Source organism: Mycobacterium sp. NPDC004974 (assembly GCF_053600815.1).
In genome coordinates this window covers 231,305-249,411 of sequence record NZ_JBSGAQ010000006.1, presented here as the reverse complement: position 1 = coordinate 249,411, position 18,107 = coordinate 231,305, and the positions used below count along the sequence as shown (strand labels likewise).

The following is an 18,107-nucleotide window of genomic DNA, read 5'->3' as shown; positions in this document are numbered from 1 at the left end:
ATAGCCGCTAGTTGCGGCTGACGTCGATCGGATGGGTGGCCAGTAGCGACATCGGCAACGGCTGACGGCGCAACACCCGGCCCCACAGGTCGATCCGCGGCTCGATCAGCACATCCGATGGCAGCGCCGAGAGCACGATCCAGTCGTCGCGTTCGATCTCGCCATCCAGTTGACCGATGGTCCAGCCGGAGTACCCGGCGAAAATTCGTACGCCCTCGATGACCGGGGCCAGCGTGTCCGGGTCCGCGTCAAGATCGACCATCACCACCCGGCCCTGCACGTGCCGCAGCCCTGGCACGCCGTCGGCCTGCATGCCGACCCGCAGCGTCGCCAGGCACAACGCCGAGTCCCGCTTGACCGGGCCGCCGATGAACATGGTCTTGGGTTTGGCGGTGAGCTTCGCCCACTGCGGCAGCACGTTGTAGACCGCTGTCTCGCTGGGCCGGTTCAACACCACACCGAGGGTTCCGCCGGCGTTGTGTTCGACGATGTAGATGACGCTGCGCCGGAAGGTCGGCTCCAGCAGATCGGTATTGGCCAGCAGCAGCGTGCCCGGTCGTACCCGGTGCGCCGCAGGCGCGATGAAATCCTCCGGGTCTTCTGACTGCGCCACGGTTACATCATGGCACCGCGATTGCCTCGAGGTGGCGAACAAGCCCGGGCGCGGTCGGATTTCGGCGCAGCTTTGTACTGTTGATCGGGTGGTTCATGCTCACGCGCTCCGTGCCCTCTGGCATTCGTTGCGCGGCATGACCGAATTCCGCCGGCTGTTGGAGTTGCGCGCGGTCAGCCAGTTCGCCGACGGCCTTTTCCAGGCCGGGTTGGCCGGCGCGATCCTGTTCAACCCGGAACGCGAGGCCGAGCCCTGGCAGATCGCCGCCTCGTTCGCGGTGACGTTCCTGCCGTACTCGGTGCTGGGCCCGTTCGCCGGTGCCCTGCTGGACCGCTGGGACCGCCGCCTCGTGCTGATCGGGGCGAACGCAGGCCGGCTGCTCGTGGTGCTGGCAGTGGGCACACTGCTGGCCTTCGGTGTCGGCGACGTACCCATTCTGTGCTGCGCGCTGATCGTCAACGGGTTGACCCGGTTCGTCTCCTCAGGTCTGTCGGCCTCGCTGCCCGACGTGGTGCCGGCCGACCGGGTGATAACGATGAACTCGGTGGCTACCGCCATCGGCGCGTTGGCGGCATTCCTCGGCGCGGTCTTCATGCTGCTGCCGCGCAATCTGTTCGGTGCCTACGACGCCGGCGCCTCGGTGGTGATGTTCATCGTCGCGCTTCCGGTAGCACTGGCGTTGTGGCTGTCGGTGCGCTTCGGTGCGCATGTGCTGGGTCCGCACGAGAGCAAGCGCACCATTCACGGCTCGGTGGCGTACGCGGTGGCCACCGGCTGGGTTCACGGTGCCCGCACGGTGTGGGCAGTGCCCACCGTCGCCGGCACCTTGGGCGGGCTCGCCGCACACCGCATGGCGTTCGGGATCAACTCGCTTCTGGTGCTGGTGATCGTCCGGCATACCGACAACCCGGATGTGACCGGACTGGGCCTGGGCAGTGCATTCCTGTTCCTGGCAGCCGGGGGTATCGGCCAGTTCCTGGCCACCGTGGCCGCTCCCGCGGCGATCGGCCGGTTCGGTCGTTACGCGACCGCCAACGGCGCACTGTGCCTCGCCGTGTTGATCCAGCTGGTGGCCATCGGGCTGCATGTGCCCGTGATGCTGGCCTGTGGCTTCCTGCTCGGCGCAGCAGGCCAGCTGGTGAAGCTCTGCGCGGATTCGGCGATGCAGATCGACGTCGACGACGCGTTGCGCGGCCACGTGTTCACCGTGCAGGACGCGCTGTTCTGGATGTCGTTCGTCGCGGCGATCGCGGGCGCGGCCGCGGTGATTCCCGCCGACGGGCGGTCGCCGGCACTGGTGGTCGCCGGCGCCGTGGCCTATCTCGTCGGCCTCGGACTCCACGCCACGCTGGCATCCCCGAAGCGGGTGTGACCCTGCGGTCTAGGCTGGCCGCCATGGTGAGCGCCGAGCCGATCGTGGCCGACCTGTCCGCCGAGAGCGACGAACTCGATGCCCTGGTGGCCGACCTGCCGCCCGAGCGCTGGGCCACCGCCACCCCGGCCCAGGGCTGGACCATCGCCCACCAGATCGCCCACCTGCTGTGGACCGATCGGGTGTCGGTCATCGCGATCACCGACCAAGCCGGTTTCGACGCGGTTCTCGCCGAGGCGATGCAGGACCCGACCGGGTTCGTCGACGCCGCCGCCGAAGAACTCGCGCTGACGCCTCCCGAGCAGCTGCTGGCCGATTGGCGCTGGACCCGCGCGAGATTGCACACCGAGCTGGTGAACGTGGCCGAAGGGCGCAAGCTGCCCTGGTTCGGCCCGCCGATGAGCGCGACGTCCATGGCCACCGCCCGCATGATGGAGACCTGGGCGCACGGCCTCGATGTGGCCGACGCGCTGGGAGTCCACCGGCCCGCCACCGCGCGGCTCCGCTCGATTGCCCACATCGGCGTGCGCACAAGGGATTTCGCGTTCACCGTGCACGGACTGACACCACCCGCCGAGCCGTTCCGGGTCGAGCTGCGCGCTCCCGACGGCACGCTGTGGGAGTGGGGACCGCACGACGCCCAGCAGCGCGTGACGGGTTCGGCCGAAGACTTCTGCATGCTGGTGACCCAGCGCCGGGCGCCCGCCGAACTGGATGTGAGCGCGGTCGGTGACGACGCGGCCAAGTGGCTGACCATCGCGCAGGCCTTCGCCGGGCCGCCGGGCTCCGGCCGGAGCTGAGCACGCGGAGTCAGGAGACCGCGTCTGCGCGGCCGTCCCCATCGGTGTCGGCCAGCTTCAGGTCCCACCGCCCGTCACCGTCGGTGTCGACGTACGCCAAGCCCGGCCCGAGCACCCGGTCGGCCAAACCGTCCCCGTCGACATCGAGCAGCCGGTCATCGGTGGCGCCGTCGCCGTCGAAATCGACCAGCGGCCCTCCGGTTTTTTCGACCCCGTCCAACCCGAACCAGCGCACCTGCCCGGACCGGTCCACCCGCACCGCCCAGGTGCCCGAACCGTCGTCGGAGAAGTAACTTTCGGCCTGCCCGTCGTCATCGACGTCGAGCACCGCCCGCTCGGCGATACCGTCACCGTCGAAATCGGCCATGACATCATCGATACGGCCGTCCCCGTCGAAATCCAGACCGATGCCGTCGGGGCTGCCGTTGCCGTCCACATCCACATCGGGCACCCCGGTGAAGATGGTCGCGGTCCCGTCGGGGTCACCCAGGCAGTAGTCCATGACTGATCAGACGCACGATCAGCCCCTGGCGTTCCACCATTTCAACAATTCGTCGATGGCCTGCTCGCGGGACAACGGCCCGTGGTCGAGCCGCAACTCCTTCAGATACCGCCATGCCTCACCGATCTGCGGGCCAGCCGGGATACCGAGGATCTCCATGATCTCGTTGCCGTCGAGATCCGGCCGGACCCGCTGCAGATCCTCCTTGGCCGCCAGCTCGGCGATCCGGTTCTCCAGATCGTCATAGTTGGCCTGCAGTCGCGCGGCACGGCGCTTGTTGCGGGTGGTGCAGTCGGCGCGCACCAGCTTGTGCAGCCGGCCGAGCAGCGGGCCGGCGTCGGCGACGTAGCGGCGCACCGCCGAGTCGGTCCACTTGCCCGTGCCCTTGTCGTCGGCGTAGCCGTGGAACCGCAGATGGAGATACACCAGCTGCGATACGTCGTCGACCATCTGCTTGGAGTATTTGAGCGCCCGCATCCGCTTGCGGGTCATCTTGGCGCCGACCACCTCGTGGTGGTGGAAGCTCACCCCGCCGTCGGACTCGTGCTTGCGGGTGGCGGGCTTGCCGATGTCGTGCAGCAGTGCAGCCCAGCGCAACACCAGGTCCGGACCCTGGTCCTCCAGGTCCACCGCCTGGCGCAGCACCGTCAGCGAATGCCAGTAGACGTCCTTGTGCTGGTGATGTTCGTCGATGGCCATCCGCATCTCGCCGACCTCGGGCAACACCACGTCACCGAGCCCGGTCTGCACCATCAGATCGACACCGGCCACGGGATCCGCGCCCAGCAGCAGCTTGTCCAGTTCGGCGGCAACCCGCTCGACGGTGATGCGCTCCAACTGCGGGGCCATCTCCAGCAGCGCCTCGAGCACCCGCGGCGCCACGCCGAACCCGAGTTGCGACACGAACCGGGCCGCCCGCAGCATCCGCAGCGGATCGTCCCCGAACGACACCTGCGGGGCCGACGGGGTGTCGAGCACCTTGGCCTGGATGGCCGCCAAACCGCCCAGGGGATCATGGAATTCGGCTGGGCCGTCGGCCGTGATGCGTACCGCCATCGCGTTCACGGTGAAGTCGCGGCGGACCAGATCGTCTCCGAGGTTGTCGCCGAACTCGACAGTCGGATTTCGCGACACCTGGTCATAGCTGTCCGCCCGGAACGTGGTGATCTCCAGCCGGTGCTCACCCTTGCCGACGCCGATGGTGCCGAAGTCGATCCCGGTATCCCACAGCGCGTCAGCCCACGGACGCAGGAGCTTCAACATCTGCTCGGGGCGGGCGTCGGTGGTGAAATCGAGATCGCTGTGCTCGGTCAGCCGGCCCAGCAGGGCGTCGCGCACACTGCCGCCGACGAGATACAGCTCGTGACCCGCCGCGGCGAACACCGCACCGAGCCCGCGCAGTACCTCGGCGCGGTGGTTCAGCGAGACCAGTGCGCCTGCCAACAATTCGGCATCAGTAACAACAGCGTCGGACACGTTCGATGAGCCTAATGCTCGCAGTGTGGTCACAACCGGCGAGTGGGGCAGGAGGCCAACCCCGTGGCAGCTACTATCGCTTGGGTGTCGGACGGCGAACAGGCCAAACCACGACGGCGCCGCAGCCGGCGTCGTGGCCGTCGTCGTGCACAAAGGGCGGCGGGGCCCCCGGCCGGTGATCAGGGCAATGACGCCGCCGGCCCCAGCGAGGCGACCGCCGGTTCCCCGAATCCCGCACCCACCCCGCGTGACCAGTCCAAGCAGCACAAATCGCGGCCGCGCCGGCCACCGGAGCGGCTGCGCACCGTGCACGAGACGTCGGCCGGAGGTCTGGTCATCGACGGAATCGACGGCCCCAAGGACACCCAGGTGGCAGCGTTGATCGGCCGGGTCGATCGCCGCGGCCGGATGCTGTGGTCGCTGCCCAAGGGGCACATCGAACTCGGCGAGACGGCCGAGCAGACCGCGATCCGCGAGGTCGCCGAAGAAACCGGTATCCGCGGTGACGTGCTGGCCGCGCTCGGCAGCATCGACTACTGGTTCGTCACCGAGGGCCGCCGGGTGCACAAGACCGTGCACCATTACCTCCTGCGCTTTCAGGGCGGGGAGCTGTCCGACGACGACGTCGAGGTGACCGAGGTCGCCTGGGTCCCGCTGCGGGATCTGCCCTCCCGGTTGGCCTACGCCGACGAGCGCAAGCTCGCCGAAGTGGCCGGGGAACTCATCGACAAGCTGCACACCGACGGTCCCGGCTCCTTGCCGCCGCTGCCCCGCAGCGCGCCCCGGCGCCGTCCCCAGACCCATTCACATGCCCGCAATCACCGCCGCGACGACCCTGCGCAACCCCAGCCCCGCCGGCGCACGAACGGATGCGGACAGGGACCGTGACCGCCGCCCCGGCGGTGCGCCGAGGGGTTTCCCTCCTGGCGCACACAGTGGTGCTTGTAGCGGTGGTGTTGTTGTTCTCGGTGTGGTCCACCGCCGCGCTCCCCGTACTCCTGCCCCGTGCGGGCGCAAGCGAACCCGGTGCCCTGCCGTTCCTGCAGATCCGGATCGACCGCGTCACCCCCAACGTCGTCACCACCACCAGTGAATCGGTGCTGACGGTCAGCGGGGCCGTACTCAACGTCGGCGACCGGCCGGTACGCGACGTAGACATCCGGATGGAGCACGCCAAGGCCGTGACCTCATCGAGCCAGCTGCGCACCGACCTCACCGGAGACGGTGACCGGTTCGAGCCCGTGGCCGACTTCGTCACGTTGGCACCGGAGTTGCAGCGCGGCCAGTCGGTGGGATTCACGCTGGCCTACCCCCTGCGCGCCGAAGGTGCCGGATCGCTGCACATCACCGAACCCGGCGTCTACCCCGTACTGATCAACGTCAACGGCACGCCCGATTACGGGGCCCCGGCCAAACTCGACGATGCCCGCTTCCTGCTGCCCGTCCTCGGCGTACCGTCCGACCGGCAAGCAGACAACAGCACCGACTCGATGTCAGCCGCGGACACCCTCAATTCGGTGGTACCGCCGGACACGTCGCAGCCGGTACGGATGACCATGCTCTGGCCGTTGGCCGACCGGCCGCGGCTGGCCCCGGGCGCCCCCGGTGGAACGACGCCCGTACGCCTGGTCGACGACAGCCTCGCCGCCTCGCTGGCCCCGGGCGGACGGCTCGACACATTGCTGTCGGCAGCCGACTTCGCCACCGGGCCGACCGTCGACTCCGGCGGCCAGATGCGAGCCACCCTGTGCCTTGCCGTCGACCCCGATCTGTTGGTCACGGTCAACGCGATGACGGGCGGCTACGTCGTCAACGACGGGCCCGACGCCGGGCCCAGGACCCCGACTCGCCCCGGTACCGGCCAGGAGGCCGCCATCGGCTGGCTGAATCGACTGCGCGCCCTGGCCGCACGGCTCTGCGTGGCGCCCACCAACTACGCGCAAGCCGATCTGACCGCACTGCAGCGGGTCGGCGATCCGGGCCTGAGCGCGATCGCCACCAACGGTGCCGGCGACATCGTCGACCAGATTCTGGGCGTCGCCTCGATCCGCGGGGCCAGCATCCTGGGCGACGGCCCCCTCACCCGGCCGGCCCTGGACCTGCTGGCCGCCCAGGGCCAGACGGTCGCCATCTCGGCCGCTCACATCGCGGCCCAGGACTCGGAAACCGGCGCTCCCGAGACCGCCGACGTCGCGCCGCTGCGGTACCGGCCAGAGGTCGTGGCCGCCGGATTCGACCCGGCCGTCGGTGCCGCGCTGGCCGGTGCGGGCACCGACCCGGTGGCGCCGTCCTACCTGGACCCGTCACTGGAGATCCCGGTACGCCACGACTCGCAGACCGCACGCCGCCAGGATGCGCTGGGTGCTCTGCTGTGGCGCGGGCTCACGCCCACCGAGGAACCCCGGACCCAGATCCTGATGCCACCGCTGGTGTGGTCCCTCGACGCCGACGACGCGCAGGCCATCCTGACGTCGGTGGCCACCACGATCCACGCCGGGCTGGCCGTGCCGCGCCCGCTGCCCGCGGTGATCGCCGAGAGCAACGCCGTACCGCCCGAGCCCGTGGCGCCCCCGCCGCCGGACTCCCTCGGCAACCCGCGCAGCAGCATCGACGAGAACATCAACAGCGGCATCGCGGCGGTGATCAGCCGGTTGTGGGGGCTGACCGCCGCGCTGACCACCGACGAGCGCACCGGGCTGACCGGCATGCAGTACACCGCGCCGCTGCGGGAGGACATGCTGCGGGCGCTCAGCCAGTCCGTGCCGCCGGAGGCCCGTGAGGGGCTCGCCGAGCAGCGATTGCAGACGGTCAGCCGCAGCGTCAACGACATGTTCGGCGCGGTGACGATCGTCAACCCGGGTGGGGCGTACACGCTGGCCACCGAACGCAGCCCGCTCCCGCTGGCGTTGCGCAACGACCTGCCGGTGCCGGTACGGGTCCGGCTGCACGTCGATACGCCGCCCGGCATGACCGTCACCGACATGGGCGAGATCGAACTGCCGCCCGGCTACCTGCCGCTGCGGGTACCGATCGAGGTGCACTTCACCCAGCGGGTGGCCGTCGACGTCAGCCTGCAGACCGCCGACGGTCTGACCCTCGGTGAGCCGGTGCGTTTGTCGGTGCATTCCAACGCCTACGGCAAGGTGCTGTTCTTCATCACGCTGTCGGCCGGGGCGGTGCTCGTGGCGCTCGCCGGTCGCCGGTTGTGGCACCGCTTCCGCGGCCAGCCCGACCGCGCGGACCTCATCCCGCCGGGCGAACACCCTGACCCGCTCGACGTCGCGATGGCGTTCAACAATGACACCGGCAGCGGAGACGCTGTCGAGGCCGCCCCGAAGGCGGCCGCCGAACACAGTCCGGACCGACCCAGATGACCTCCCCCGACCCCAACACGGCCCGGCCACCCGGCCCGCCGAGGATTCCGCACGCGACCGGCCCGGCCCGGCCGGCCGGACGCGCGGAGCTGTCCGACTCCGCGGTCGTGTCACGGTCATGGGGCATGGCGTTCGCCACGCTGATCTCGCGCATCACCGGGTTCCTCCGGTTCGTTCTGCTGATGGCCCTGCTCGGCGGACCGCTGACGAGCTCGTTCTCGGTGGCCAACCAGCTGCCCAACATGGTCGCCGCGCTGGTGCTCGAAGCCACGTTCACCGCGATCTTCGTGCCGGTGCTGGCCCGGGCCGAGCGCGACGACCCCGACGGCGGCACCGCATTCATCCGCCGGCTGGTGACGCTGGCCACCACCCTGCTGCTGGTCACCACCGTGCTCTCGGTGCTGTGCGCCCCGCTGCTGGTCCGGCTGATGCTCGGCAGCGATCCGCAGGTGAACGATCCGCTGACCGTCGCGTTCGCCTACCTGCTCCTGCCGCAGGTGCTGTTCTACGGGCTGACCTCGGTGTTCGGCGCGATCCTCAACACCCGCAACGTATTCGGCCCCCCGGCCTGGGCCCCCGTTCTCAACAACGTGGTGGCGATCGTGACACTGGGCGTCTTCGTCCTGGTGCCCGGTGAGTTGTCGAGCGATCCGGTCGAGCTGGGCACGGCCAAGCTGGTGGTCCTGGGCGTCGGCACCACATTGGGTGTGGTGGTCCAGGCTGCGGTCCTGTTCGTGGCGATCCGCGCCGAGCGGGTCAGCCTGCGGCCGCTGTGGGGTATCGACGCCCGGCTGAAGAAGTTCGGCACCATGGCTGCCGCGATGGTGCTCTACGTGCTGGTCAGCCAGATCGGCCTGATCGTCGGCAACCAGATCGCCAGTTCGGCCTCCGCCTCCGGCCCGGCCATCTACAACTACACCTGGCTGGTGCTGCAGCTGCCGTTCGGCATGATCGGCGTCACGGTGCTGACCGTGGTGATGCCGCGCCTGAGCCGCAACGCGGCGGCAGACGACGTCCCCGCCGTCCTCGACGATCTTTCCCTGGCCACCCGCCTGACCATGGTCACGCTGATCCCGATCGTGGCGATGATGACCGTCGGCGGGCCGGCGATCGGCAGCGCACTGTTCGCGTACGGCAACTTCAGCGCCGCCGACGCCGGGTACCTCGGGATGGCGATCACGCTCTCGGCCTTCACCCTGATCCCCTACGCGCTGGTGCTGCTGCAGTTGCGGGTGTTCTACGCACGGGAGCAGCCGTGGACACCGATCCTGATCATCGTCGTGATCACGATCGTCAAGATCATCGGCTCGATCGCCGCACCCCACCTGACCGACAACCCCAACATGGTGGCCGGCTACCTGGGCCTGGCCAACGGTCTTGGTTTCGCGGCCGGGGCGGTGGTCGGCCATCTGCTGCTGAAGGCCAACCTCCGACCGCGTGGCGGACGGCTGCTGCGCGACGCCGTCATCCGCACGATCCTGGTGACCATCGCGGCCTCGTTGATCGCAAGCCTGGTGGCCCACGCGGCCGACCGGCTGCTGGGGTTGGACGCACTGACCGCGCGTGCCGGTGCCGGGGGTTCGCTGCTGCGCCTGGTTGTCCTCGGCGTGATCATGGTCCCGATCATTGCCGGCGTGATGCTCGCGGCCCGGGTGCCCGAGGCCCAGTCGGCGCTGGCCATGGTCCGCCGCCGACTCGGGCGTGGGCGTATCGCGCCGCTGCCGGAGGCCGGAAAGGTAGCCGCGCAAACAATTGCGCCGCCCGTCGGGCCTCATCCGCCCATGCCCGTCACGTACCCTGATCAGAGGAATTCTGCTCCCACTGGGTGGCCGTCAAGCCCGGCAGCCGCCGGAGGCGGGAGTCCGGCAGGTGTTGCCGGGGCGGGGATGTGGAAAGGATCACCGGTGACCGACGAATCTGCGGACGGCCCGGCACTGGACTCCACGTCGAGTTCCGGCATGACAACCGATACGACGAAGTTGCCGCGTCCGGCCGCCGACGAGTTCCAACCGGACGTGGCCCCTGCCGGTCCGGAAGCCACCACACCGGCCGAGGGCGCCGCTTCCGACGACGCGGCCGCGGGTCGGTCGAACGGGGCGACGCGCCCACTCACCGACTACGGCGGCGATCCGACCCGTGAGCCGATCTCGTTCGCCTCTCCCAACGATGCCGCACTGGAATCGTCCGAAGAAGATGTGCACCTCATTCCGGGGGCGACGATCGCCGAGGGCCGCTACCGGCTGCTCGTGTTCCACGGCGGCCCACCGCACCTGCAGTTCTGGCAGGCGCTGGATACCGCACTGGACCGTCAGGTGGCGCTGACCTTCGTCGACCCGGACGCCACCATGTCCGACGCGCAGGTGCAGGAGATCCTTTCGCGCACCCTCAAACTCAGCCGCATCGACGTTCCCGGTATCGCGCGCGTGCTCGATGTGGCCCACAGCGGATCAGGCGGCCTGATCGTCTCTGAGTGGATTCGCGGCGGCTCGCTGGCGGAGGTGGCCGATACCTCGCCGTCCCCGATCGGTGGGGCGCGGGCCATCCAGTCGCTGGCCGCTGCCGCCGAGGCCGCCCATCGTGCCGGGGTTGCGCTGTCGATCGATCACCCGGGCCGGGTGCGGGTCAGCATCGAAGGCGATGTGGCGCTTGCCTTCCCGGCCACCATGCCCGACGCCACACCTGACGACGACATCCGGGGTATCGGTGCGGCTCTCTACGCGCTGCTGGTGAATCGGTGGCCGCTGCCGGAGTCCGGGTCGCGCAGCGGCTTGGAGCCTGCCGCCCTGGACCAGGCCGGGCAGCCGGTCGAGCCGCGCGCAGTCGACCGCGACATCCCGTTCCAGATCTCGGCTGCAGCCGCTCGCGCCGTCCAGCCTGGTGGTGGGATCCGGAGTGCTCCAACCCTTTTGAATCTGCTGCAACAGGCCACCGCCATCGCGGATCGGACCGAGCTGTTGGGGTCGGTCGAGGAGACCCCGGCTCCGGCCGCCCCGGTCCGGGTGCACGAGACGCCCGAGGAACACGAAGCCGCCGAAGCGCGGCGCCGCAAGGGCCTGATCATCGGGATCAGCGTCGGCGCCGGGATCATCCTGGTGGCGCTGCTGGTGATGGCCTCGGTGCTCAACAGCATCTTCGGCGACGTCGGCGGCGGTCTCAACCGGGATGAGCTCGGCCTGAACGCGCCGTCGAGTAGCGACGGAACCCAGGACACTTCCTCGGCCGCCACCGGAAGCACGGTGAAACCCGTTCGGGCCACGGTGTTCTCGCCTGAGGGTGAAGCCGATTCACCGGCTACCGCCGGACAGGCCATCGACGGCAACACCGGCACAGCGTGGTCCACCGACACCTATTCGGATCCCTCCCCGTTCCCCGGGTTCAAGAACGGTGTCGGCCTGATGCTGCAGTTGCCGCAGCCGACCGTCGTCGGCTCGGTCACCCTCAACGTGACGAGCACCGGCACCTCGGTGCAGATCCGCTCGGCCCAGTCCGCCACCCCGTCGTCACTGTCGGACACCACCGAGCTGACCCCGGCTACCCCGCTGAAGCCCGGCTCCAACACCATCTCGGTGAACAAGGCGTCGTCGACCTCATACGTCCTGGTGTGGATCTCGACGCTGGGCACCGTGGACGGCAAGAGCCGCACCGACATCTCCGAAGTCACCATCAAAGCGGCGTCCTGAACCGTCATCCCCAGCCGAGTTGGGGCGTTGACCAGGAGTTATAGCGCGCGGAGCAAACAAGTGTCCAGGCCGCTGCCCGACAGCGTTTAGGTTCAGCGTGTGAGAAGGTTCGGGGGAGCCGGCACGCCGGCCACGGAGGAGCTGCGGGGGCATGACACCGTCACGCGTTCTGATGCCGAACTGCTGGCCGCCCACGTCGCCGGGGACCGATACGCGTTCGAGGAGCTGGTCCTCCGACACCATCGGCAGTTGCGCCGCTTGGCATTTCTGACCAGCCGCCACCACGAAGACGCCGACGACGCCGTGCAGGAGGCCCTGCTTTCGGCGCATCGGACGGCCGCGTCGTTCCGCCATGACTCGGCGGTCAGCAGCTGGCTGTATCGGATCGTGGTCAACGCCTGCCTGGACCGGGTGCGCCGGTCGCGTACCCAGCCGACGGTGTCCCAGTACGAGTTCGGTCATCTGCTTCACCTGCACGACCCGGCCGGTGACCCGGCACCGCGGGTGGCCACCGCCATCGTGGTGGAGCGGGCGCTCATGCAGCTGCCGGTCGAGCAGCGTACCGCGGTGGTGGCGGTCGACATGCAGGGTTATTCGGTGGCCGAGACGGCGCAGTTGCTCGGGGTGGCCGAGGGCACCGTGAAGAGCCGCTGCGCCCGCGCCAGACACAAGCTGGCCCGCCTGCTCCAGTATTTTGAAGCCGATGAACGGCAGCACGCCCCGAGTGCCGTCGGACGGCCCGATTCCTGCTGAGCTCCTGGCTGATCTGCAGGCCGGCCTGCTCGACGACGCCACCGCCGCGGACATCCGCCGGCGTGTGCGCACCGACCCGCTGGCCGGCCCCGAGGCCAGGAGCACCCTGGCCGCCCTCGATCGGGTGCGCCGCGATCTCCGGGAGCTGGGTGCGGATTCACAATCCGCTCCCCCGGTGCCCGCCGAGGTCAGTGCCCGGTTGTCCGAGGCGCTGCGGGCCGAACCGGCCCCAGCGAAACCGTCCACGAAACGCTGGAAGTCGATCGCGGCTGTGGCCGGCGCCGGGGCGGCCACAGCGGCCGCCGTGCTCGGCGGCGTCGTACTGGTGCGCCCGGCAGGTCAGGCACCCTCGACGAGGGTCAGCCTCGGCCAGATCACGGTCTCACCGCCACGCGGCGAGGTCGGGCTGTCCGAATCCCAGATCCTGGGCCTGCTGTCGGAACCACCTGACCTGGGGCCCCTGACCGACGCGAAGCGCCGCACCGCCTGCCTCACCGCACTGGGGTACCCCTCTGGTGTCCGGATTCTGGGCGCCAAGCCGCTCGAGGTGGCCGGTCAACACGGTGTGCTGGTCGTGGTACCCCCGAAAACGCCCGACCCACCCGACGCCGTCGTCGCCGTGGTGCTCGCCGCGGACTGCGATACCGGTCACGCCGGGTCACTGGCCCAGACCGTGATCAAACGCCCGGTGAAACATCCGTAGTCTGTCCTACAACTCACCTGGGAACACATCGGGCCTAGGCTGACGTTGCAACCCGTGCCGAGTACGGCAGAAAGGCTTACATGTCCACCTCAGCGACGGTTCACGACGTCATCATCATCGGTTCCGGCCCCGCCGGATACACCGCAGCCATCTACGCTGCCCGCGCCCAGCTCAAGCCGCTGGTGTTCGAGGGCACGCAATTCGGCGGCGCGTTGATGACCACCACCGAGGTCGAGAACTACCCGGGATTCCGCGAAGGCATCACCGGCCCCGAGCTGATGGACGAGATGCGGGAGCAGGCCCTGCGCTTCGGTGCGGATCTGCGCATGGAGGACGTCGACGCGGTCGACCTCACCGGCCCGGTGAAGTCCGTCACCGTCGGCGATGAAACCCACCAGGCCCGGTCGGTGATCCTGGCCATGGGCGCCGCTGCGCGCCACCTGGGTGTGCCCGGCGAGGAAGCACTGACCGGCATGGGTGTGAGCACCTGCGCCACCTGCGACGGCTTCTTCTTCCGTGATGAGGACATCATCGTGGTCGGCGGCGGTGACTCGGCGATGGAGGAAGCGACATTCCTCACCCGATTCGCCCGCTCGGTGACCCTGATCCACCGCCGCGAGGAGTTCCGCGCCTCCAAGATCATGTTGGAGCGGGCCCGCGCCAACGAGAAGATCACCTTCCTGACCAACACCGAGATCACCCAGATCGAGGGCGATCCGAAGGTCACCGGCGTGCGGCTGCGTGACACCGTCACCGGCGAGGAATCCAAGCTCGAGGTCACCGGCGTGTTCGTGGCGATCGGTCACGATCCCCGCTCGGAACTGGTGCGCGGCCAGATCGATCTCGACGACGAGGGCTACGTGGAGGTCCTCGGCCGTACCACCGCCACCACGCTCGACGGCGTGTTCGCCGCGGGCGACCTTGTCGACCACACCTACCGCCAGGCCATCACCGCTGCGGGCAGCGGCTGTTCGGCGGCGATCGACACCGAGCGCTGGCTCGCCGATAACGACTGACCACCAACAGATTTCGACCCGACAGGAGATCTCCATGAGTGCTGACAGCGCAACCGTAACGGTCACCGACGATTCGTTCTCGACCGATGTCCTGACCAGCAGCACACCGGTGCTGGTGGATTTCTGGGCCACCTGGTGCGGGCCGTGCAAGATGGTGGCCCCGGTGCTCGAGGAGATCGCCGGGGAGAAGGCCGGCGAGTTGCGGGTCGCCAAGATCGACGTCGACGCCAATCCGGCCACCGCCCGCGACTTCCAGGTGGTGTCGATCCCGACGCTGATCCTTTTCAAGGACGGCCAGCCGGTCAAGCGCATCGTGGGGGCCAAAGGCAAGGCCGCGCTCCTGCGCGAGCTTGCCGACGCACTCTGAGTTCACTGACACCACACACACCCCGGATACGCCTGGCGTTTTCCGGTATGTGGCCGAAATCTGAGACAATGCTGGCTAGCTAGCCCGGCAGACGGCCGGAAACCAGCATGGAGGGGCCGAATGTCGAGTCTGCGTCGCGGTGACCGTGGCGGAGCAGTCACCGAGATCCGGGCGTCGCTGGCCGCGTTGGGTCTGATGGACGGTCCTGACGCCGACCTGAGCACCGGTAGGCATGTTGCGCTCGACGCGTTCGATGACGAGCTCGACCGCGCCGTCCGGGCATTTCAGCAGCACCGTGGCCTGTTGGTGGACGGAATCGTCGGGGAGGCCACCTATCGCGCACTGCGCGAGGCCTCCTACCGGCTCGGGGCCCGCACCCTGACCCACCAGTTCGGTGCGCCCATGTACGGCGACGACGTGGCCACCCTGCAAGCCCGCCTACAGGACCTCGGTTTCTATACCGGCATGGTCGATGGGCATTTCGGCCTGCAGACCCACAACGCGTTGTCCTCGTACCAGCGTGAGTACGGGCTGTACCCCGACGGTATCTGTGGACCGGAAACGTTGCGCTCGTTGTATTTCCTGGGTTCGCGGGTGACCGGCGGGTCGCCACATGCGATCCGGGAAGAGGAGCTGGTACGTCGCTCCGGGCCGCAGCTGTCCGGTAAGCATGTCATCATCGATCCGGGCCGCGGCGGAGCAGACCACGGCATGATCATGAACGGGCCCGACGGTCCGATCAGCGAAGCGGACATCTTGTGGGACTTGGCAAGTCGGCTGGAAGGCCGGATGACCGCGATCGGCATGGAGACGTTCATCTCCCGGCCGGCCAACCGCAGCCCGCTGGACACCGAACGTGCCGCCACCGCCAATACGGTCGGCGCCGATCTGATGATCAGCCTGCGGTGTGAGAGTCAGCGCTCCCCCTCAGCCAATGGGGTGGCCTCATTTCACTTCGGCAATTCGCACGGTTCGGTGTCGACCATCGGCCGCAATCTTGCCGACTTCATTCAGCGAGAAGTTGTGGCGCGCACCGGTTTACGTGACTGCCGGTCCCACGGACGCACCTGGGATCTGCTGCGGCTGACCCGGATGCCCACCGTTCAGGTCGACATCGGCTACATCACCAACCCGCACGATCGTGGTCTGCTGCTGTCCACCCATACCCGTGATGCGATCGCCGAGGGCATCCTTGCCGCCGTCAAGCGGCTGTATCTGTTGGGCAAGAACGACCGGCCGACAGGAACATTCACCTTTGCCGAGTTGTTGGCGCATGAGCTTTCGGTCGAACAGGCGAGCCGCGGCGCGTGAGCGCCGGTTCTGCCTGAACGCCGGTTCAGCCCCTGCAACCGAGCACCCCGCCACCCGATGGTTGTTTCGTCATGTGACACCTCACATCTGGTGGATCACGTGATCAGATTGAGCGCTCGAACTCACTTCAGCTCGGCGACTGGACCGTTCGGATCCAGTGGCTCGCAGCTGTCCTCGCCAACGGTCGTCGAGCACTTCGCCGCGGGGAGAACGGGCTGGTATCCCGGAGCGGTGCCACCGTCGCGCGTGATCTGCGTATAGGTCGCCACAGCGTCGGTGGGAACGCGCTTGAGTGTCGGGTCACCCAGGGCGTCGACCGTATATAGGCCGAAACGTGGCCGGTAGCTTCCCCATTCGTAGTTGTCGACCAACGACCAGTAGTTGTAGCCGATGATCGGGACACCGTCGGCTTTGGCTCGCTGCAGCCAGAACACCGTGTCCTCGAGATACTGCGACCGGGTCACCCTGTCGGACCGCGGATTACCGTTGTCGGTGACCATCCCGTTCTCGACGACGTAGATCGGCAGGCCCGGATACTGCTGGGCGTAGTGGCGCGCCACATAGTAGATGTCCTCGGCCTGCAGTTTGGTGTTCCATCGCGCCATCAGGCTCTGCGCCGAGGCCGGGTTGTCGTGGGCTGTTCCGGTGTAGTAGTCGAACCCGAGGTAGTCGAGGCTGTCCTTGATCCGGTCGAAGAAGGAGCCCTCGAGGCCCTTGATTCCGAGACCGGCGAACTGCGCCAACACTTCCGGCGAGATATACGCCTCGTTGGAAGTGACCTTGGCGTCCGGATCGGCGTCGTGCGCCGCGCGGTACACAGCGCGGTGGGCGTCGGCCACTCGGTCGAGGAATGTGTTGAACTGGTCTGGTTTGATCGCGCCGGTGCGTAGCTCCATCGCCCCGAAGGCCAGCGGTTCGTTGATGCTCACCCACAGCACACCTTGTCCCGCATAGCGTTTGGTGACCGCCGTGGCGAAATCCTCGAACGCCCCCACGTTGTTCATGAATCCACCCCGGTCGGCGATCCACCCTGGATATACCCAGTGCATCAGCGTGATCATCGGGGTCATGCCGTTCTTGTGCAGCGTCGCGACCACGTCGTCGTAGTACGCCAGCTCTTTCTCGTCCCACTTGCCCGGTTCGGGCATCACCCGCGCCCATTCGATGCCGAGGCGAAAAGTGTTGACACCCATGGCATGCGCGTTGGCGATGTCCTCGTGGTAGCGGTGTCGGAAGTCGACGGCCTGTTGGTACGGGTCGACCGCGCCGGCGCCCAGGGGATCGGAGGCGGGCGTCACTGGTTTGTTGGCTGTCCGGTCGACGTACCGGCGCCAGTTACTGTCGGGCGCATCTCCTTCCACCTGGTATCCGGCGGTGGCAGTGCCCCAGTAGAAATCGCGGTCCCAGGCCACCGGCTGCGTGGCCTCTGGCTGCGCGTCACAGGCGGACGTACTCAATGCGGCGAGCACGGCGGACGCCAACACGATCCTGTTCCACTTCATGACCATACGAAAACCATACACTGCACTGTTTTATCGGGAGAGGAGCCTCTCCCACACGGCGCGGACATGGCCGCCCATGTCGATCGACGGATCGGACATCCATTGGATCTGGATGCCATCAGCTGCGGAAATCAGTGCCGCGGCAACGAATTCGGCGTCAACATACTCGGGCAGGGTACCCGCGGCCTGTCGCCGCCTCACGTAATCAGCGACGACATCGCGTATCCGCACGTACCGTTCCCGCAGATACTGCGCGGCCGGATGCGACGGGTCGATCGCCGCGGCGGCCGCCAACGAAAGGTAGACCGTTCCCGATCCGGGCTTGCTCGCCTTGTCCACCATGGCCTGCGCGAGCGCCTCACCGGGGTCGATATCGACATCCGAATTCCGGTACCACTCTTCGAATTTCGCGTCGCCGTCACGCTGTATCTCGGTGAGCAGGAGATCGCGCGTCGGGAAGTAGTGCATCACGCCCGCCAGGCTGATTCCGGCCTCCTTGGCGATCAGCCGCATCGATGCGCCGGCCTCGCCATCACGCTCCAGTAGCGCCAGTGCGGCCGCCTTGATCTCCGCACGTTTGACCTCACCCTTGGCATACCGCCCCACAGCTGGCATGACCACAGGCTAGGGCTCCACCG

The 18,107-nt window shown here is 68.2% G+C and carries 15 protein-coding genes; 10 read left to right on the top strand and 5 right to left on the bottom strand.

Annotated features, from left to right (window positions below; all coding sequences use genetic code 11):
- Positions 1–7: 7 nt before the first annotated feature.
- Complete coding sequence (locus tag ACWEFV_RS16680) at positions 8–613, bottom strand: YqgE/AlgH family protein (protein WP_135459667.1); 606 nt, start codon at positions 611–613, stop codon at positions 8–10.
- A gap of 136 nt (positions 614–749) precedes the next feature.
- Here ACWEFV_RS16680 and ACWEFV_RS16675 point away from each other — a divergent pair, with 136 nt between their 5' ends.
- Entirely contained in the window at positions 750–1,985 is a 1,236-nt protein-coding gene (locus ACWEFV_RS16675; RefSeq protein WP_135459668.1) for an MFS transporter, read from the top strand.
- A 23-nt stretch (positions 1,986–2,008) separates the two neighbouring features.
- Positions 2,009–2,785 carry a TIGR03084 family metal-binding protein gene (locus ACWEFV_RS16670; RefSeq protein WP_450070976.1) on the top strand — a complete coding sequence of 259 codons (777 nt, stop codon included), beginning with the start codon at positions 2,009–2,011 and terminating at the stop codon, positions 2,783–2,785.
- A gap of 10 nt (positions 2,786–2,795) precedes the next feature.
- Here the strand turns inward: ACWEFV_RS16670 and ACWEFV_RS16665 are convergent, their stop codons facing one another.
- A complete protein-coding gene (locus ACWEFV_RS16665) occupies positions 2,796–3,287 on the bottom strand; it encodes a pullulanase (RefSeq protein WP_450070975.1) in 492 nt (163 codons plus the stop codon).
- A gap of 18 nt (positions 3,288–3,305) precedes the next feature.
- On the bottom strand, positions 3,306–4,763 hold the full coding sequence (locus ACWEFV_RS16660) for a CCA tRNA nucleotidyltransferase (RefSeq protein ID WP_135459670.1): 1,458 nt from the start codon (positions 4,761–4,763) through the stop codon (positions 3,306–3,308).
- Between the two features lie 84 nt (positions 4,764–4,847).
- Between ACWEFV_RS16660 and ACWEFV_RS16655 the strand changes: the two genes are divergently transcribed.
- The 8 genes from ACWEFV_RS16655 to ACWEFV_RS16620 all read left to right on the top strand — a co-directional run bounded on the left by ACWEFV_RS16655 (position 4,848) and on the right by ACWEFV_RS16620 (position 15,967).
- On the top strand, positions 4,848–5,651 hold the full coding sequence (locus ACWEFV_RS16655; RefSeq protein WP_135459671.1) for an NUDIX hydrolase: 804 nt from the start codon (positions 4,848–4,850) through the stop codon (positions 5,649–5,651).
- On the top strand, positions 5,648–8,137 hold the full coding sequence (locus ACWEFV_RS16650; RefSeq protein ID WP_286175236.1) for a DUF6049 family protein: 2,490 nt from the start codon (positions 5,648–5,650) through the stop codon (positions 8,135–8,137). The genes ACWEFV_RS16655 and ACWEFV_RS16650 overlap by 4 nt, the downstream gene beginning before the upstream one ends.
- Entirely contained in the window at positions 8,134–11,817 is a 3,684-nt protein-coding gene (murJ, locus tag ACWEFV_RS16645) for a murein biosynthesis integral membrane protein MurJ (protein WP_450070974.1), read from the top strand. Before ACWEFV_RS16650 ends, murJ begins: the two co-directional genes overlap by 4 nt.
- 141 nt (positions 11,818–11,958) lie before the next feature.
- On the top strand, positions 11,959–12,570 hold the full coding sequence (sigM, locus tag ACWEFV_RS16640; RefSeq protein ID WP_450071026.1) for an RNA polymerase sigma factor SigM: 612 nt from the start codon (positions 11,959–11,961) through the stop codon (positions 12,568–12,570).
- Positions 12,521–13,273, top strand: coding sequence for a hypothetical protein (locus ACWEFV_RS16635; RefSeq protein WP_450070973.1), 753 nt, complete (start codon positions 12,521–12,523; stop codon positions 13,271–13,273). The genes sigM and ACWEFV_RS16635 overlap by 50 nt, the downstream gene beginning before the upstream one ends.
- A gap of 80 nt (positions 13,274–13,353) precedes the next feature.
- Positions 13,354–14,289: a thioredoxin-disulfide reductase gene (gene trxB, locus ACWEFV_RS16630; RefSeq protein WP_450070972.1), complete on the top strand. Its 936-nt coding sequence runs from the start codon at positions 13,354–13,356 to the stop codon at positions 14,287–14,289.
- Positions 14,290–14,323: 34 nt separating this feature from the next.
- On the top strand, positions 14,324–14,656 hold the full coding sequence (gene trxA / locus ACWEFV_RS16625) for a thioredoxin (protein ID WP_077739698.1): 333 nt from the start codon (positions 14,324–14,326) through the stop codon (positions 14,654–14,656).
- A gap of 120 nt (positions 14,657–14,776) precedes the next feature.
- Positions 14,777–15,967, top strand: a complete 1,191-nt coding sequence (locus ACWEFV_RS16620; protein ID WP_450070971.1) for a peptidoglycan-binding protein — start codon at positions 14,777–14,779, stop codon at positions 15,965–15,967.
- 122 nt (positions 15,968–16,089) lie between these two features.
- On the opposite strand, the gene ACWEFV_RS16615 is transcribed toward ACWEFV_RS16620, so the two are convergent.
- Entirely contained in the window at positions 16,090–17,469 is a 1,380-nt protein-coding gene (locus ACWEFV_RS16615) for a glycoside hydrolase family 1 protein (protein WP_450070970.1), read from the bottom strand.
- 30 nt (positions 17,470–17,499) lie between these two features.
- Positions 17,500–18,084, bottom strand: a complete 585-nt coding sequence (locus tag ACWEFV_RS16610) for a TetR/AcrR family transcriptional regulator (RefSeq protein WP_135459675.1) — start codon at positions 18,082–18,084, stop codon at positions 17,500–17,502.
- Positions 18,085–18,107: the final 23 nt, after the last annotated feature.

What these genes read in the sequence shown, in the direction of transcription:
- trxA (WP_077739698.1), top strand. Translation starts at nt 14,324, where the DNA reads ATGAGTGCTGACAGCGCAACCGTAACGGTCACCGACGATTCGTTCTCG.
- ACWEFV_RS16665 (WP_450070975.1), bottom strand. Translation starts at nt 3,287, where the DNA reads ATGGACTACTGCCTGGGTGACCCCGACGGGACCGCGACCATCTTCACC.
- ACWEFV_RS16670 (WP_450070976.1), top strand. Translation starts at nt 2,009, where the DNA reads ATGGTGAGCGCCGAGCCGATCGTGGCCGACCTGTCCGCCGAGAGCGAC.
- trxB (WP_450070972.1), top strand. Translation starts at nt 13,354, where the DNA reads ATGTCCACCTCAGCGACGGTTCACGACGTCATCATCATCGGTTCCGGC.
- ACWEFV_RS16620 (WP_450070971.1), top strand. Translation starts at nt 14,777, where the DNA reads ATGTCGAGTCTGCGTCGCGGTGACCGTGGCGGAGCAGTCACCGAGATC.
- ACWEFV_RS16675 (WP_135459668.1), top strand. Translation starts at nt 750, where the DNA reads ATGACCGAATTCCGCCGGCTGTTGGAGTTGCGCGCGGTCAGCCAGTTC.
- ACWEFV_RS16615 (WP_450070970.1), bottom strand. Translation starts at nt 17,469, where the DNA reads ATGAAGTGGAACAGGATCGTGTTGGCGTCCGCCGTGCTCGCCGCATTG.
- ACWEFV_RS16610 (WP_135459675.1), bottom strand. Translation starts at nt 18,084, where the DNA reads ATGCCAGCTGTGGGGCGGTATGCCAAGGGTGAGGTCAAACGTGCGGAG.
- murJ (WP_450070974.1), top strand. Translation starts at nt 8,134, where the DNA reads ATGACCTCCCCCGACCCCAACACGGCCCGGCCACCCGGCCCGCCGAGG.
- ACWEFV_RS16635 (WP_450070973.1), top strand. Translation starts at nt 12,521, where the DNA reads ATGAACGGCAGCACGCCCCGAGTGCCGTCGGACGGCCCGATTCCTGCT.